Origin of the sequence: Alsobacter ponti (assembly GCF_024294805.1) — a bacterium.
In the GTDB taxonomy this organism is placed as follows: Bacteria; Pseudomonadota; Alphaproteobacteria; order Rhizobiales; family Beijerinckiaceae; genus Alsobacter; species Alsobacter ponti.
Map to the genome: position 1 here is coordinate 37,894 of NZ_JANCLU010000027.1, position 14,054 is coordinate 51,947.

Here is a 14,054-nt window from a genome sequence, read left to right on the forward strand (position 1 = left end):
GATCATTCGGTGAATACGTCGTCGCGCCCCCTGCGGATCGCCGGGACGACGGCGATCGCCAGCATTGCCGCCGCCGCGAGCAGCAGACCGAGCGAAACCGGACGCTCGACGAAGGTGGCGAAGCTGCCGCGCGAGAGGATCAGCGCCTGGCGCAGCTTTTCCTCCATCAGCCGACCGAGCACGAAGCCGAGCAGCATCGGCGCGGGCTCGAAGCCGAGCTTGATCAGGACATAGCCGACGCCGCCGAAGAACGCCGCCAGGGCCACGTCCATGACGTTGTTGTTGATGGAGTAGATGCCGATGCAGCAGAACAGCAGGATGGCCGGGAACATCAGCCGGTAGGGCACCTTCAGCAGCCGCACCCACACCCCGACCAGCGGCAGGTTGATGACCAGCAGCATGGCGTTGCCGATCCACATCGAGGCGACCATGCCCCAGAACAGGTCCGGGTTCTTGGTCATCACCTGCGGGCCGGGGATGATGCCGTGGATGGTCATGGCGCCCACCATCAGCGCCATCACGGCGTTGGGCGGGATGCCGAGCGTCAGCAGCGGGATGAAGGAGGCCTGCGCGCCGGCGTTGTTGGCCGATTCCGGCCCGGCCACGCCCTCGATGGCGCCCCGGCCGAAGCGGCGCGGGTCGCGCGCCAGCCGCTTCTCCAGCGTATAGGAGGCGAAGGGGCCGAGCACCGCGCCGTTCCCGGGCAGGATGCCGAGCAGCGCGCCGACCAGCGTTCCGCGCACCACGGGCCAGGCGGAGCGGCGCAGATCGGCGCGGTCCGGCAGCAGCGGACCGATCTCCCCGCGCACCACGTCGCGCGATTCCGGCGTCTCGACGTTGCGCAGGATTTCGGCGAAGCCGAACACGCCCATGGCGAGCACGGCGAAGTCGATGCCGTCGATCAGGGCCTCGAGCCCGAGCGTCATCCGCGCCTGCCCGCTCTCCAGGTCCGTGCCCACGGTCGAGAGCAGCAGCCCCGTGAGCACCATCGCCAGCGCCTTGAGGAGCGAGCCGCGGGCCAGCACCACGGCGAAGACGAGGCCCATCACCATCAGCGAGAAATATTCCGCCGGGCCGAACAGCAAAGCGAGCGCGGTGAGCGGGCCGCCGAGCGCGGCGACGATGACCGTCGTCACCGTGCCGGCGAAGAACGAGCCGAGCGCGGCGATGCCAAGCGCCACGCCGGCGCGGCCCTGGCGCGCCATCTGGTGGCCGTCCAGCGTGGTGACGACGGAGGTGGCCTCGCCGGGGATGTTGACGAGGATCGCCGTGGTCGAACCACCGTACTGCGCCCCGTAGAAGATGCCGGCGAGCATGATCAGGGCCCCGGCGGGGTCCAGCTTGAACGTCACCGGCAGGAGGATGGCGATGGTGGCGATGGGCCCGACGCCCGGCAGCACGCCGATCAGCGTGCCGACCAGGCAGCCGACGAAGCACAGCGCGAGGTTCTGCCAGCCGAGGGCGACGGAAAAGCCGAGCTGGAGGTTGCCGAACAGGTCTCCCACGCGGCGCCTACAGGAACCAGGCGATCGGGATCGGCAGGCCGAGCAGCGACCTGAACAGCACGATGCAGAACGCCGTCAGCGCCACCGAGAACAGCGCCGCCTCGCCCCAGCGCGTCTCGTGGCTGGCGAGGCACCCGACCAGCATCGACAGCGGCCCTGCGAAGGCGAGCCCGAGCGAGCGCACCGTCGCCGCGAACACCACCACCGAGCCGAGGATGAAGAACGGGCCGCGCAGGCTCCAGCGCCCCAGCCCCTCGCCCGCCGACAGCCAGCCCGAGGCGGCGATGGCGACCCCGAACAGGCCGACCAGCACCGCGAGCGAGCGCGGCAGCATGCCCGCGCCCATGGCGCTCAGCGTGCCGAGCGGAAGGTCCGCCCCCGCCCACAGCGCGAACAGGGCGACGGCGACCAGGACCAGCCCCGCCGCGACGTCGCGCGACGCGCGGTCGCTGAGCGGCGCGCCGGGTTCGTCTCCGGAACCACCTTCGGCTGGCGTCATTGGTCTGTCCGTGCCCGGCGGTCCCGCGTCCCGCGCTGTTGTTGAGCGGCAGTTGTTGCAATAGAGAACTGCAAGTCAAGCCGGCGGGCGGCGGGGCGTCGCCCCGATCGTCGGCGCCTTTGGGAAGAGACACGCATGACGAGCAACAGGGTCCACCGCGTCGCGGTCATCGCCGGCGACGGCATCGGCAAGGAAGTCGTGCCGGAAGGCCTGCGCGTGCTGGAAGCCGCGGCGAAGCGCTGGGGCTTCACCCTCCAGCAGGACAGCTTCGATTTCGCCTCCTACGACTATTACGCCCGCCACGGGCGCATGATGCCGGAGGACTGGAAGGAGCGAATCGGCTCGCACGACGCCATCTTCTTCGGCGCCGTGGGCTGGCCGGCCAAGATCCCGGACCACGTCTCGCTGTGGGGCTCGCTGATCCAGTTCCGCCGCGAGTTCGACCAGTACGTCAATTTGCGCCCGGTGCGGCTGATGCCCGGCGTGCCCTGCCCGCTCGCAGGCCGCAAGCCGGGCGACATCGATTTCTTCGTCGTGCGCGAGAACACCGAGGGCGAATATTCCTCCATCGGCGGCCGCATCTTCCCCGGCACCGAGCGCGAGGTGGTGATGCAGGAAACGGTGATGACGCGCGTCGGCGTCGACCGCATCCTGCGCTTCGCCTTCGACCTCGCGAACAGGCGGCCGAAGAAGCACCTGACCTCGGCCACCAAGTCGAACGGCATCTCCATCACCATGCCCTACTGGGACGAGCGGGTGGAGGCGATGGCGGCCGCCTTCCCGGACGTGAACGTCGACAAGTTCCACATCGACATCCTCACCGCCCATTTCGTGCTGCATCCGGACTGGTTCGACGTGGTGGTGGCCTCCAATCTGTTCGGCGACATCCTGTCCGACCTCGGCCCCGCCTGCACCGGCACCATCGGCATCGCGCCCTCGGGCAACATCAATCCGGAGCGGACCTTCCCCTCGCTGTTCGAGCCGGTTCACGGCTCGGCGCCGGACATCGCCGGGCAGGGCGTCGCCAACCCGATCGCGCAGATCTGGTCGGCGGCGATGATGCTGGACCATCTCGGCGAGCACGACGCCGCGCGCGGCATCGAGGCCGCCATCGAGCGCGTGCTGGCGCAGGAGAAGCTGCGCACGCGCGACCTCGGCGGGCGCGCCAACACGGTGGAATGCGGCAAGGCCGTCGTCGAAGCCCTGGGCTGACCGCCCTCCCCCGCGAGCGAACGGACCCCGCATGATCGAGTTCAACGCCCAGACCCTGGTTTCCGTCCTCCAGATCATCTGGATCGACCTGCTGCTGTCGGGCGACAACGCCGTGGTCATCGCGCTGGCGTGCCGCTCGCTGCCGCCGCGCAAGCGGCGCATGGGCATCGTGCTGGGCTCCGGGGCCGCCGTGGCGCTGCGCATCCTGTTCGCGCTCGTCATCACCTGGCTGCTCGGCGTGCCGTTCCTCGGCGCGGCGGGCGGCCTGTTGCTGTTCTGGATCGCCGTCAAGCTCATCACCGGCGAGGAGGAGGAGGCGCATGTCAGCGAGAGCGAGACGCTCTGGCAGGCGGTGCGCACCATCGTCATCGCCGACGCGGTGATGAGCCTCGACAACGTGGTGGCCATCGCCGCGGCGGCCGACGGCAATGTCGCGCTCTTCATCTTCGGCCTGCTGGTCTCCATCCCGCTCATCGTCATGGGCTCGACCCTGTTGATGGCGCTGATCTCCCGTTTCCCCATCTTCGTGTGGGGCGGCGCGGCGCTGCTGGGCTGGATCGGCGGCGAGATGATCGTCACCGACCCCTGGGTGAAGCAGGCGCTGGGCCCCTCGGCGGACGCCTGGGACAAGCCCGTCGCCCTGCTCGGCGCGGTGCTGGTGGTGCTGATCGCGTTCGCCCTGCGCAAGGCGGCCGCGCGGACCGCGCGGCGCGGCTGACCCGCGCCCCGCGCCGGTTGCCAACACAGGGGCAAGGGGATAACCCACTGGCCATGGATTTCAGCCTGCACGGCCTCATCGCGGTCCTCGAGGTCATCTGGATCAACGTCCTGCTCTCCGGCGACAACGCGGTGGTGATCGCGCTGGCCTGCCGGGGCTTGCCGCTGCGCCAGCGCCGGCTCGGCCTGGTGCTCGGCTCCGGCGTGGCGGTGCTGATGCGCGTCGTGTTCACGCTGATCGTCGTGCAACTCCTGGAGACGCCGTTCCTGCGCATCGCCGGCAGCCTGCTGCTGCTGTGGATCGCCGTGAAGCTGCTCGTCGAGGAGGAGGACGGCGACGAGGACCGGGTGAAGGCGAGCGACAAGCTGATGGGCGCGGTGTGGACCATCGCCGTCGCCGACATGGTGATGAGCCTCGACAACGTGCTGGCGATTGCCGCCGTGGCCAAGAACAACACCGTCCTGCTGGTGCTGGGGCTGGTGATCTCGATCCCGCTGATCGTCGCGGGGGCGACGCTCATCATGGCGCTGCTCGGCCGCTTCCCGCTGCTGGTGTGGGCGGGCGCGGCGCTGCTCGGCTGGGTCGCCGGCGAGATGCTGGACACCGACCCCTGGCTGGTCGCCCGCTTCGGCGAGGAGGCCCTGGGCGAGGTCGAGTACGCGCTGGCGGGAGCCGGCGCGGCGCTGGTCGTCGCCGCCGGACTGCTGCTGCGCCGTCGCGCCGCGACGGAGGGCGCATGACGAAGGAGCCTTCCGAGACCGCGCGGCGCGTGACGCTGGCGGGCGTGCGCGAGGGCGCGCGCCTCGTCGCGCCGGTGCTGCCAGGCATCTGCGTGTTCGCCGCCGCCTTCGGCGCGGCGGCCCAGCAGAAGGGCATGACGGTGGCCGAGGCCGCGCTGTCGAGCGCCCTCGTGTTCGCCGGCGCGTCCCAGCTCGTCGGGCTGGAGCTGTGGACCGACACCTGGACCTTCGCGGCCCTGCTGGCTATCGCCGTCGTCACCTTCACCGTCAACGCCCGCATGATCCTGCAGGGCGCGTCGCTGCAGCCCTGGCTGCGCGAGGTGCCGGGCGCGGCGAAGTGGCCGACGCTGTTCCTGCTCACGGACGCCAACTGGGTGATCACCGAACGCTACCGCGACCGCGGCGGCGACGATTTCGGCGTCCTGCTCGGCTCGGGCCTCGTGCTGTGGGTGGCGTGGCTCGCCTTCACCCTGCCCGGGGCGCTGCTCGGCGGGCTGATGGACGATCCCAAGCGCTTCGGCGTCGATCTCGTCCTGCCGATCTTCTTCAGCGCCATGATCGTGCCGCTGTGGAAGGGGCGGCGCGACACCATCGCCTGGTCCGTAGCCGGCCTCGTCTCGGTGGCGACGTGGTACGCCGTGCCGGGCTACGCCTTCATGGTAGCCGGCCCGCTCGCGGGCGCGCTGGCTGGAGCGGCGATCGGCATGGCGGCGCGGCGATGAGCGAAGCGTTCTCGGTCTCGCCCGGCGCGTTCGCCGCCATTCTCGGCATGACGGCGGCGACCTATCTGTGCCGCGTCCTCGGCGTCTGGCTGATGGCCCACGTGCCGCTCACCCAGCCGGTCCGCGACGGCCTCGCCGCCCTGCCGGGCTCCATCGTCGTCGCCGTCGTGCTGCCGCTTTGCGTGAAGGCGGGGCTGCCGGCCGTGCTGGCGCTGGCGGCGGCGATGGCGGCGATGCTGGTGCGGCGCAACGAGCTGATCGCCCTTTTCGTCGGGCTCGCCGTCGCCTCGGGGGCGCGCGCTTTCGGGCTGTGAGGCTCAGCGGGCCGCCGGGCGCGGGTTGAGCGGTTCGGCGGCGCCCTCGTCGTCGCGCTGGCGCAGGCGCGACTCGCCCAGTTCGCCGATGGCTTCGAGGATCGGGTAGGCGGTCGCCGCGAGGTGGCCGTGGATGCGCTTGAGGTCGCGGATGAAGTCGAGATGGACGGCGCTGCTCTCCATCGACTCGACGCGCCCCGCGCGCAGTCTCGCGTAGTGGCGCTCCAGCGTCTCGCGCTCGGCGGTGCGGATCGTCACCTTGTCCTCGACGAGCCGGCGGGCGAGCTGCGGGTCGCGGCTGGCGAAGGCGTTGAGCGCCAGCGCCATGGTGTCGAGCACCAGCGCGTGGAAGCGGCGAAGCTCCTCCTGCCCCTCGGGCGAGAAGGCCATGCCCTTGCGCACCTTCTTGCCGACCAGCTCCATCAGGTTCTTGTCAATGATGTCGCCGATATGTTCGAGATTGGTCGTGAAGGACAGGATCTCGACGGCGCGCCGGCTCTCGTCGTCGCGCATCTCGGCGCGCGTGATCTGCACGAGATAGAGCTTGATCGCCTCGAACTGGGTGTCGACGCGGTCGTCCATGCGCTCGATGTCGCGGGCGACGCGCAGGTCCGACGATTCCAGCGCGTCGAGCACGCGCCGCAGCATGGCGGCGACCTGGTTGCCCATCTCCAGCGCCTCGCGCATGGCGCAGGCCAGCGCCTCCGAGGGGGAGCCGAGCAGGTTGGGATCGAGGTGGCGCGGCGCGCTGCCGTCCGCCGGCGCATCGGGGATCATACGCTCGCACAGCCGGGCGACGAGGCCGGTGAACGGCAAGAAGAGCAGCGCCACCAGCACGTTGAACGCGGTGTGCGCGACCACCACGAGGCGTCCGGGCGAGAAGAACGCCCACTCGCTCACGAGCTGCTCCAGCGGGCCGAGCACGGCGAGCAGCGGCAGCGCCACCGCGAAGCGCATCAACAGGTTGCCGAGCGGCACGCGCCGCGCGGCCGGCGGCGAACCCGACAGCGACACCAGCGGCGCGAAGGCCCCGCCGATGTTCGCCCCCAGCACGAAGGCCAGCGCCAGCGGCGCGCCGATGGCGCCGGAGGCGACCAGCGACATGATGAACAGCACCATCGCGAGGCTGGAATGGCTGAGCCAGGTGACGATCGCCATGATGGCGACGCCCATCAGCGGCTCGCCCTCCAGACCGCCGAGCACGATGCGGAAGACCTCCGAGCCGCGCAGCGCGGCGGCGGCGTCGCCGATCTCCTTCAGGGCGAGCAGCATGACGCCGAGCCCGATGGCGATGCGCGCCAGGCCGCGCGGCTTGTCCGCCTCGGTCGACTGCGCGACGAAGACGCCGGCGGCGATCAGCAGCGCCCAGATCCACTTGATGTCGAAGGCGAAGAGCTGGGCGGCGAGGGTCGAGCCGACGTCGGCCCCCAGCATCATCACCAGCGCCACGGGCAGGGTCAGCAGGTCGCGCCCCGCGAGCGCGCCGAGCAGGAGCGCCGTGGCGGTGGAGGATTGCATCAGGCCGCTGATGAAGCCGCCGGCCGTGAACGCCATGAGGCGGTTCGCGCTGGCGGCGGCCAGCAGCCGCCGCAGCTCCGCCCCGAAGGCGCGGGTCACGCCGAGCCTGACCTGCCGGACGCCCCAGATGAGGAGCGCCACGCTGCCGATGAGTGTGACGGTCAGCACCGTCGCGCCGGAATGGACCAAGGCCGCGTCGACTCCCTGCGGGTTTCGCCCCGCGACATGCCCCCGATTGATGACAGTGGTCGGTTAAGATTGTTCCCGTTTGCGCCCAGGCGACGCAAGCTGCTCAGGTCACGACCGAAGGCTCGTCCCGTCCGGTATGGCGCCTTATGCCGGCGATGGCGTCCGCCGCCGCCGCCACCTCGGCCAATGCGTCGGCGGTCGGCAGGTCGTGGCGTCCGTCGGCCGGCTCGTAGCGTTCCAGATAAACGCGCAACGTCGCGCCCGAGGTGCCGGTTCCAGACAGGCGGAACACCACGCGGGCGTCCTCGGCGAACAGGACGCGCACGCCCTGGCGCGGCGTGACGCTGCCGTCGACCGGGTCGGAATAGGCGAAATCGTCGGCCTCGCGCACCGTGAGCCCGCCGAATCGTTTGCCGACGAGCCCCGGCAGGGCGGCGCGCAGCTCCGTCATCAGCCGGTCGGCCGCCTCCGTCTCGACGCCCTCGTAGTCGTGCCGGGCGTAGTAGTCGCGGCCATACTCGCGCCAGTGGTCGCGCACGATGCGGTCGGCCGGCTTGCCGAGCGCGGCGATGATGTCCAGCCACAGCAGCACCGCCCACAGCCCGTCCTTCTCGCGGATGTGGTTGGAGCCGGTGCCGGCGCTCTCCTCGCCGCACAGCGTGATGCGGCCGGCGTCGAGCAGGTTGCCGAAGAACTTCCAGCCGGTCGGCGTCTCGTAGCACGGCAGTCCGAGCCGGGCGGCGACGCGGTCGACGGCGCGGCTGGTCGGCATCGAGCGCGCCACGCCCGCCAGCCCGCCCCGGTAGCCCGGAGCGACGTGGGCGTGGGCGGCGAGCACGGCCAGGCTGTCGCTCGGCGTCACGAACAGGCCGCGGCCGACGATCATGTTGCGGTCGCCGTCGCCGTCCGAGGCGGCGCCGAAGTCCGGCGCGTCCGGGCCGGTCATCAGCTCCATCAGCTCGCGCGCATGAACGGGGTTCGGATCCGGGTGGTGGCCGCCAAAGTCGGGCAACGGCGTGCCGTTGACCACCGTGCCCGCGGGCATGCCCAGCCGCCGCTCCAGGATTTCCGCGGCGTAGGGGCCGGTGATCGCGCTCAGCGCGTCGAAGCGCATGCGGAACCCGCCGGCGACCATGGCTCGGATGCGATCGAAATCGACGATGCGCTCCATCATCGCGGCGTAGGCTGTCACCGGGTCGACGATCTCGACCCGCATGCCCTCCAGCAACGTCTCGCCCTCGCGGCCGAGGTCAAGGTCGGGCGTGTCGAGCGTCCTGTACTCGGTGATGGCGCTGGCGCGCCGGAAGATTGCTTCGGTCACGGGCTCGGGGGCCGGACCGCCGTTGGAGGCGTTGAACTTGATGCCGAAATCGCCGTGCGGGCCCCCCGGGTTGTGCGAGGCCGAGAGGATGATGCCGCCGATGGCCTTGCGCGTGCGGATGAGGTTGGAGGCGGCCGGCGTCGAGAGCAGGCCGTCGCGCCCCACGACGACGCGCCCCACCCCGTTGGCGGCGGCCATGCGCAGCACGATCTGCACCACCTCGCGATTGAAGTAGCGTCCGTCGCCGCCCAGCACGAGCGTCGCGCCCTCGCGCCCCTCGATGCAGTCGAGGATCGACTGCACGAAGTTCTCGACGTAGCAAGCCGTCTGGAACACCGGCACCGTCTTGCGCAGGCCGGACGTGCCGGGGCGCTGGTCGGGGAACGGGGTGGTGGCAAGGCGCTGGATGGGCATCGTCTTCCCTCGGGTCGTGTGTCGCACGGGGCCGTATCGCGCCCGCTTTGTGGCGCGCGGATGGCGGGCGCGCAAGCCGCCGGGGCGTGAACCGGCGCGGCGCCGGCTTCGTTCCGTCGTCAGGTCCGCAGGCGCGCCTTGATGCGCTCCACCAGCCCGTCGCGCACGGCGCGGTAGGCGTCGAGCACCTGCTCGCGCGTGCCGTGCGCCAGCGTCGCGTCCGGAGTCGGCCAGTACTCCACCTCGAGCGCGTTGGTGCGCGTCAGCTCCAGCGCGCGGTGGTGCGCCTCGGGGCTGAGCGTGACGATGAGGTCGAAGTTCATGCCCTCCCACTCCTCGAGCTCGTCGATGGTGCGCGGCTTGTGTCGGGAGGCATCGATGCCGATCTCGTCGAGCACCGCGACCATGAAGGGGTCGAGCTCGCCCTTGCGGACGCCGGCGGACTGCACGTAGACGGAGCGGCCGAAATAGTGGCGGGCGATGGCCTCGGCCATCGGCGAGCGCACGGCGTTGAGCGCGCAGGCGAAGAGCACCGCGCCGACCCGCCCTCCGCGCGTCGCCTCCTGCCCGGTCCCGCTCATCTCAGCCCTTCCAGTGCAGGGCCATGATCAGCGTGAAGAGCCGTCTGGCGGTGTCGAAATCCACCTCGATCTTGCCGGCGAGGCGCTGGCGCAGCAGCTCGGCCGCCTCGTTATGCAGGCCGCGACGGCCCATGTCGATGGCCTCGATCTGCGCCGCGCTGGCGGTGCGGATGGCCGCGTAATAGCTCTCGCACACCATGAAATAGTCGCGCAGCACACCCCGGAACGGGGCCAGCGAGAGGATGTGCGTGGCGATCGCCTCGCCCTGCTCGCCGCGCACCTCCAGCGAGAGCTTGCCCGAGACCAGCGAGATGTGCAGGGCGTAGGGGCCTTCGGAATCGTTGGCGGGGCGGAAATCGTTGCTTTCCAGGAGGTCGTAGATCGCGACGGCGCGCTCGTGCTCCTGCTCGGGGCCGCCGCGCCCGATCGACACGTCGTCGAGGGTGACGGCGACGAGCCGGCGGCGCGATCCGGCCGCGTCCTTTTGCTTGCCCGGATCGTGCTGCGCCATGCCGCTTATCCCAGGTTGAGTCGCACCGCCACGGAGCGGGCGTGCGCCTCCAGCCCCTCCGCGCGGCCGAGCGCGATCGCCGCCGGCCCCAGCGCCCTCAGCGCCTCCGGCCCGCATTTCAGGATCGAGCTGCGCTTCATGAAGTCGAGAACGCCGAGCCCCGAGGAGAAACGCGCCGAGCGCGCCGTGGGCAGCACGTGGTTCGGCCCGGCGACGTAGTCGCCGATCGCCTCCGGCGTGTGCGCGCCGAGGAAGATCGAGCCCGCGTTGCGGATGCCGGCGGCCAGCGCCTCGGGGTCGCGCGTCTCGATCTCCAGGTGCTCGGGGGCGAGCCGGTCGACGAGCGGCGCGCACGACGCGAGGTCCGGCAGGACGATCACCGCCCCATAGTCGCGCCAGCTCGCCGCCGCGATGTCGGCGCGCGGCAGCGTGGTGAGGCGGCGCGCGACGGCGGCCTCGACGGCGTCGGCCAGGGCGGGGCTGTCGGTGACGAGGATCGACTGCGCCGCCGTGTCGTGCTCCGCCTGGGCGAGCAGGTCGGCGGCGATCCAGTCGGGATTGGCGTGGTCGTCGGCGATCACCACCACCTCGGAGGGCCCCGCGATCATGTCGATGCCGACCTGCCCGAAGACGCGCCGCTTGGCCGCCGCCACGTAGGCATTGCCCGGGCCGACGATCTTGGCGACCGGCGCGATGGTGGCCGTGCCGTAGGCGAGCGCGGCGATCGCCTGCGCGCCGCCGACGCGGTAAATCTCCGAGACGCCGGCGATGCGGGCCGCCGCCAGCACCAGCGGGTTCAGCTCGCCGCCCGGCGAGGGCACGGCCATGACGATGCGTGGCACGCCGGCGACCCGCGCCGGCACGGCGTTCATCAGCACCGAGGAGGGATAGCTCGCCGTGCCGCCCGGCACGTAGAGCCCGGCGGCCTCCACCGCCGTCCAGCGATGGCCCAGCTCGACGCCCAGCGCGTCGACGAAGCGCTCGTCTGCGGGCTTCTGGCGGGCGTGGTACGCCTCGATGCGCTCGCGCGCCAGCCGCAGCGCGGCGACCGCGTCGGGGTCGCACTGCGCCAGCGCGGCGTCGACCTCGGCCTCGGTGACCCGCAGCGTCGCCGGCGTCAGCTCCAGCCGGTCGAAGCGGCGCGTGTAGTCGATCAGCGCCGCGTCGCCGCGCGCGACCACGTCCTCGATGATCGCCTTGACCGCCGCGTCGACGTCCTCCGACACCTCCCGCTTCATGGCGAGGAGCGTCTGGAAGTCGCGCGCGAAGCTGGCGGAGCTGGCGTCGAGCCGCATGGGCATGGAGGGCGTCCTGGTCTGTGGCGGGCCGGCGGAAGGTCGGGGTCAGTCGGTGTGGCGGGGCTGGCTGGCGGTCTCCCAGACGGGGCCGAGGTCCCGCATCTCGCATTCGAGGCATTCGAGCTCCAGGCGCACCGCCGCGCCGCCGGAGAACACCAGCGTCACGAACCCCGACGGAGGGTCAGTCTCCTCGAAGGTGACGGCGAGCAGGTTCAGCACGGCCTCCTTGTCGTCCGGCCTCAGCCTGGAGAACTGGGCGCGCTTCACCCGGTCGAAGCGCACGCCGGTGCGCCGGCGGCGATTGGCCCCGGAAGCGGCCGACTCCCAGTCGAAGCGGTTGGCGACGAAGGCGAAGCGCTTCTCGCGCGGCAGCCACGCCATGTCCGCGACCTTGAGCACGGCGTCCTGGAGATGCGCGGAGACGACGGCCAGGTCGTCCCGGTCGAGGGCGGCGAGCTTCAGCGTGTCCATGCGCGATCGGTCTCCCGTGGCGTTCGGCGGCCGTGGCGGGCGCGTCCCGCCGCTGATCCTGTAGAACAGGACGCGCAAAAGGGGAATTCTCATTTCGGGCGCGGGCGCGCAAGCGCGTTCGCCTAAGGCAACGGAACCCGGCTACACTCGTTTTCAGACAGAGATTCGCAGCCGACCCGGAGAACAGCATGCGACCGAGCCCGAGATCCGCGACCGCCCTCATCGCGACGCTGGCGGGGGCGCTGTTGATGTCCGGCGCCGCCGAGGCGCAGTATTACGATCCCTACCGCCCGCCGCCGCCGCCCTATGGCGGCGTCTACCGGCCCGGGCCTTACTATGGCCAATCGCCCTACTACCGGTCCGGCTATTACGGCCGCATGTGCATCACCTCGCGCGGCAGCTGCGCGATGGGCCGGGCCCGGCCGGTCGGCTCGTCCTGCACCTGCTACATCCCCGGCTTCGGCAATAAGCGCGGCGGCGTGCGCTGAGCCCAGGCGGGCAGGGGCTCAGCCCTCGCCCGAAATGCGCTCGACCTCGGCCCCGCAGCGCGCCAGCTTCTTCTCCAGCGCCTCGAAGCCCCGGTCGAGATGGTAGACGCGGTGGACCGTGGTCTCGCCCTCGGCGGCGAGGCCGGCGATGACCAGCGACACCGAGGCGCGCAGATCGGTCGCCATCACCGGCGCGCCCTTCAGCGCCGGCGCGCCCTCCACCACGGCGAGGTCGCCGTCGAGCCGGATATGCGCGCCGAGGCGGGCCAGCTCCTGCACGTGCATGAAGCGGTTTTCGAAGATCGTCTCGCGGATGTGCGACACGCCCCTCGCTCGCGTCATCAGCGCCATGAACTGGGCCTGGAGGTCGGTCGGGAATCCCGGATAGGGCTCGGTCGTCACGTCGACGGGCGCGATCGGGCCGTCGCCGCGCCGGATGCGGATCGAATTGTGCGTCGACGTCACCTCCGCGCCGGCGCGCATCAGCACGTCGAGCGCCGCGCTTAGCAGGTCGGCGCGGGTGTCGAGCAGCGTCACGTCGCCGCCCGTCATGGCGGCGGCCATGGCGTAGGTGCCCGTCTCGATGCGGTCCGGCAGCACCGCGTGGCGCGCGCCGCCGAGCGACGTGACGCCCTCCACGACGATGCGGGACGTGCCCGCGCCCTCGATCTTCGCGCCCATCTTGCCGAGGCAATCGGCGAGATCGACCACTTCCGGCTCGCGCGCCGCGTTGTCGATCACCGTCGTTCCGCGCGCCATCACCGCCGCCATCAGCGCCGTGTGGGTGCCGCCCACCGTGACCTTGGGGAAGACGATGTCGCCACCACGCAGCCCGTTCTTGGCGCGGGCGACGGCGTAGCCGCCGTCGATGTCGATGGTCGCGCCCAGCCGCTCCAGCGCCATGATCAGCAGGTCGACCGGCCGCGTTCCGATGGCGCAGCCGCCGGGCAGCGACACCCTCGCCTCGCCCATGCGGGCCAGCAGCGGCGCGATCACCCAGAAGCTGGCGCGCATGCGCGACACCAGCTCGTAGGGCGCGGTGGTGTCGACGATGTTGGCGGCGGAGAGCCGGATCGTTTCTCCGGTCTCCTGCGTCTGGCCGACGCGCTTGCCGTCGATGGAGGCGTCGACGCCATGGTTGCCGAGGATGCGCATGAGCAGCCGCACGTCCGACAGCCGCGGCGTGTTTTCCAGCACCACGGTCTCCGGCGTCAGCAGGCTGGCGATCATCAGGGGCAGCGCCGCGTTCTTCGCGCCCGAGATGGAAATTGAACCGTTCAGCCTGTGGCCGCCGACGATGCGGATGCGATCCATGCGTGTCCCCGTTCGATCAGGCGCGCCAGCCCGAGCGCCGCCGCCGGCAGCCATGCGGCGCAGCTATGGCCCGATTATGGCCGATTCGTCACCGCCGTCGGCTCGACGCAATTTCGCGCTTGACATGCGAAGGAATTTATGCCTATATGGCTCTCGTCCTCTCCCGAGGAAGGGGCGTCTGCAGCGTGGCCGATGCGGGTGGGGGGCGGTGGCCGGTTCGAGGGAGCGTCACGCACTCC

The 14,054-nt window shown here is 71.2% G+C and carries 15 protein-coding genes; 6 read left to right on the forward strand and 9 right to left on the reverse strand.

What is annotated here, in order from left to right:
* Positions 1–2: 2 nt before the first annotated feature.
* Together NK718_RS19935 and NK718_RS19940 are read right to left on the reverse strand one after the other, a co-directional pair.
* Positions 3–1,505 (reverse strand): tripartite tricarboxylate transporter permease, encoded by a 1,503-nt coding sequence (locus NK718_RS19935; RefSeq protein ID WP_254745965.1) that lies wholly within the window; start codon positions 1,503–1,505, stop codon positions 3–5.
* Between the two features lie 7 nt (positions 1,506–1,512).
* Positions 1,513–2,004: a tripartite tricarboxylate transporter TctB family protein gene (locus NK718_RS19940; RefSeq protein ID WP_254745967.1), complete on the reverse strand. Its 492-nt coding sequence runs from the start codon at positions 2,002–2,004 to the stop codon at positions 1,513–1,515.
* Positions 2,005–2,139: 135 nt separating this feature from the next.
* On the opposite strand from NK718_RS19940, the gene NK718_RS19945 reads away from it, so the two are divergent.
* Genes NK718_RS19945 through NK718_RS19965 form a run of 5 tightly spaced genes read left to right on the forward strand, consistent with a single transcriptional unit; the run spans position 2,140 to position 5,710 of the window.
* On the forward strand, positions 2,140–3,216 hold the full coding sequence (locus NK718_RS19945) for a tartrate dehydrogenase (protein WP_254745969.1): 1,077 nt from the start codon (positions 2,140–2,142) through the stop codon (positions 3,214–3,216).
* 34 nt (positions 3,217–3,250) lie between these two features.
* Complete coding sequence (locus NK718_RS19950; protein ID WP_371877330.1) at positions 3,251–3,934, forward strand: TerC family protein; 684 nt, start codon at positions 3,251–3,253, stop codon at positions 3,932–3,934.
* Positions 3,935–3,987: 53 nt separating this feature from the next.
* Complete coding sequence (locus tag NK718_RS19955) at positions 3,988–4,674, forward strand: TerC family protein (RefSeq protein WP_254745973.1); 687 nt, start codon at positions 3,988–3,990, stop codon at positions 4,672–4,674.
* A complete protein-coding gene (locus NK718_RS19960) occupies positions 4,671–5,396 on the forward strand; it encodes an AzlC family ABC transporter permease (RefSeq protein WP_254745975.1) in 726 nt (241 codons plus the stop codon). The genes NK718_RS19955 and NK718_RS19960 overlap by 4 nt, the downstream gene beginning before the upstream one ends.
* Complete coding sequence (locus NK718_RS19965) at positions 5,393–5,710, forward strand: AzlD family protein (protein ID WP_254745977.1); 318 nt, start codon at positions 5,393–5,395, stop codon at positions 5,708–5,710. Before NK718_RS19960 ends, NK718_RS19965 begins: the two co-directional genes overlap by 4 nt.
* A gap of 3 nt (positions 5,711–5,713) precedes the next feature.
* Here the strand turns inward: NK718_RS19965 and NK718_RS19970 are convergent, their stop codons facing one another.
* The 6 genes from NK718_RS19970 to NK718_RS19995 form a co-directional block, all read right to left on the reverse strand.
* Entirely contained in the window at positions 5,714–7,417 is a 1,704-nt protein-coding gene (locus NK718_RS19970; protein WP_254745979.1) for a Na/Pi cotransporter family protein, read from the reverse strand.
* 103 nt (positions 7,418–7,520) lie between these two features.
* Positions 7,521–9,152, reverse strand: coding sequence for an alpha-D-glucose phosphate-specific phosphoglucomutase (locus NK718_RS19975; RefSeq protein WP_254745981.1), 1,632 nt, complete (start codon positions 9,150–9,152; stop codon positions 7,521–7,523).
* Positions 9,153–9,271: 119 nt separating this feature from the next.
* Positions 9,272–9,733 (reverse strand): arsenate-mycothiol transferase ArsC, encoded by a 462-nt coding sequence (locus tag NK718_RS19980; protein WP_254745983.1) that lies wholly within the window; start codon positions 9,731–9,733, stop codon positions 9,272–9,274.
* A 1-nt stretch (position 9,734) separates the two neighbouring features.
* Complete coding sequence (locus NK718_RS19985; RefSeq protein ID WP_254745985.1) at positions 9,735–10,244, reverse strand: UPF0262 family protein; 510 nt, start codon at positions 10,242–10,244, stop codon at positions 9,735–9,737.
* Between the two features lie 5 nt (positions 10,245–10,249).
* Positions 10,250–11,545 (reverse strand): histidinol dehydrogenase, encoded by a 1,296-nt coding sequence (gene hisD / locus NK718_RS19990; RefSeq protein ID WP_254745987.1) that lies wholly within the window; start codon positions 11,543–11,545, stop codon positions 10,250–10,252.
* 42 nt (positions 11,546–11,587) lie between these two features.
* Positions 11,588–12,013: a DUF2948 family protein gene (locus NK718_RS19995; protein ID WP_254745989.1), complete on the reverse strand. Its 426-nt coding sequence runs from the start codon at positions 12,011–12,013 to the stop codon at positions 11,588–11,590.
* A gap of 188 nt (positions 12,014–12,201) precedes the next feature.
* On the opposite strand from NK718_RS19995, the gene NK718_RS20000 reads away from it, so the two are divergent.
* A complete protein-coding gene (locus NK718_RS20000) occupies positions 12,202–12,501 on the forward strand; it encodes a hypothetical protein (RefSeq protein WP_254745991.1) in 300 nt (99 codons plus the stop codon).
* Positions 12,502–12,519: 18 nt separating this feature from the next.
* Here NK718_RS20000 and murA read toward each other — a convergent pair whose 3' ends face one another.
* A complete protein-coding gene (gene murA / locus NK718_RS20005) occupies positions 12,520–13,815 on the reverse strand; it encodes a UDP-N-acetylglucosamine 1-carboxyvinyltransferase (protein ID WP_254745993.1) in 1,296 nt (431 codons plus the stop codon).
* Positions 13,816–14,054 lie beyond the last annotated feature (239 nt).

Bases quoted from the DNA above. Each gene is read 5' to 3' on its own strand.
- NK718_RS19965 (WP_254745977.1), top strand. From the start codon at position 5,393: ATGAGCGAAGCGTTCTCGGTCTCGCCCGGCGCGTTCGCCGCCATTCTC.
- NK718_RS19995 (WP_254745989.1), bottom strand. From the start codon at position 12,013: ATGGACACGCTGAAGCTCGCCGCCCTCGACCGGGACGACCTGGCCGTC.
- hisD (WP_254745987.1), bottom strand. From the start codon at position 11,545: ATGCCCATGCGGCTCGACGCCAGCTCCGCCAGCTTCGCGCGCGACTTC.
- NK718_RS19945 (WP_254745969.1), top strand. From the start codon at position 2,140: ATGACGAGCAACAGGGTCCACCGCGTCGCGGTCATCGCCGGCGACGGC.
- NK718_RS19985 (WP_254745985.1), bottom strand. From the start codon at position 10,244: ATGGCGCAGCACGATCCGGGCAAGCAAAAGGACGCGGCCGGATCGCGC.
- NK718_RS19980 (WP_254745983.1), bottom strand. From the start codon at position 9,733: ATGAGCGGGACCGGGCAGGAGGCGACGCGCGGAGGGCGGGTCGGCGCG.
- NK718_RS19940 (WP_254745967.1), bottom strand. From the start codon at position 2,004: ATGACGCCAGCCGAAGGTGGTTCCGGAGACGAACCCGGCGCGCCGCTC.
- NK718_RS20000 (WP_254745991.1), top strand. From the start codon at position 12,202: ATGCGACCGAGCCCGAGATCCGCGACCGCCCTCATCGCGACGCTGGCG.
- NK718_RS19960 (WP_254745975.1), top strand. From the start codon at position 4,671: ATGACGAAGGAGCCTTCCGAGACCGCGCGGCGCGTGACGCTGGCGGGC.
- NK718_RS19975 (WP_254745981.1), bottom strand. From the start codon at position 9,152: ATGCCCATCCAGCGCCTTGCCACCACCCCGTTCCCCGACCAGCGCCCC.
- NK718_RS19955 (WP_254745973.1), top strand. From the start codon at position 3,988: ATGGATTTCAGCCTGCACGGCCTCATCGCGGTCCTCGAGGTCATCTGG.
- murA (WP_254745993.1), bottom strand. From the start codon at position 13,815: ATGGATCGCATCCGCATCGTCGGCGGCCACAGGCTGAACGGTTCAATT.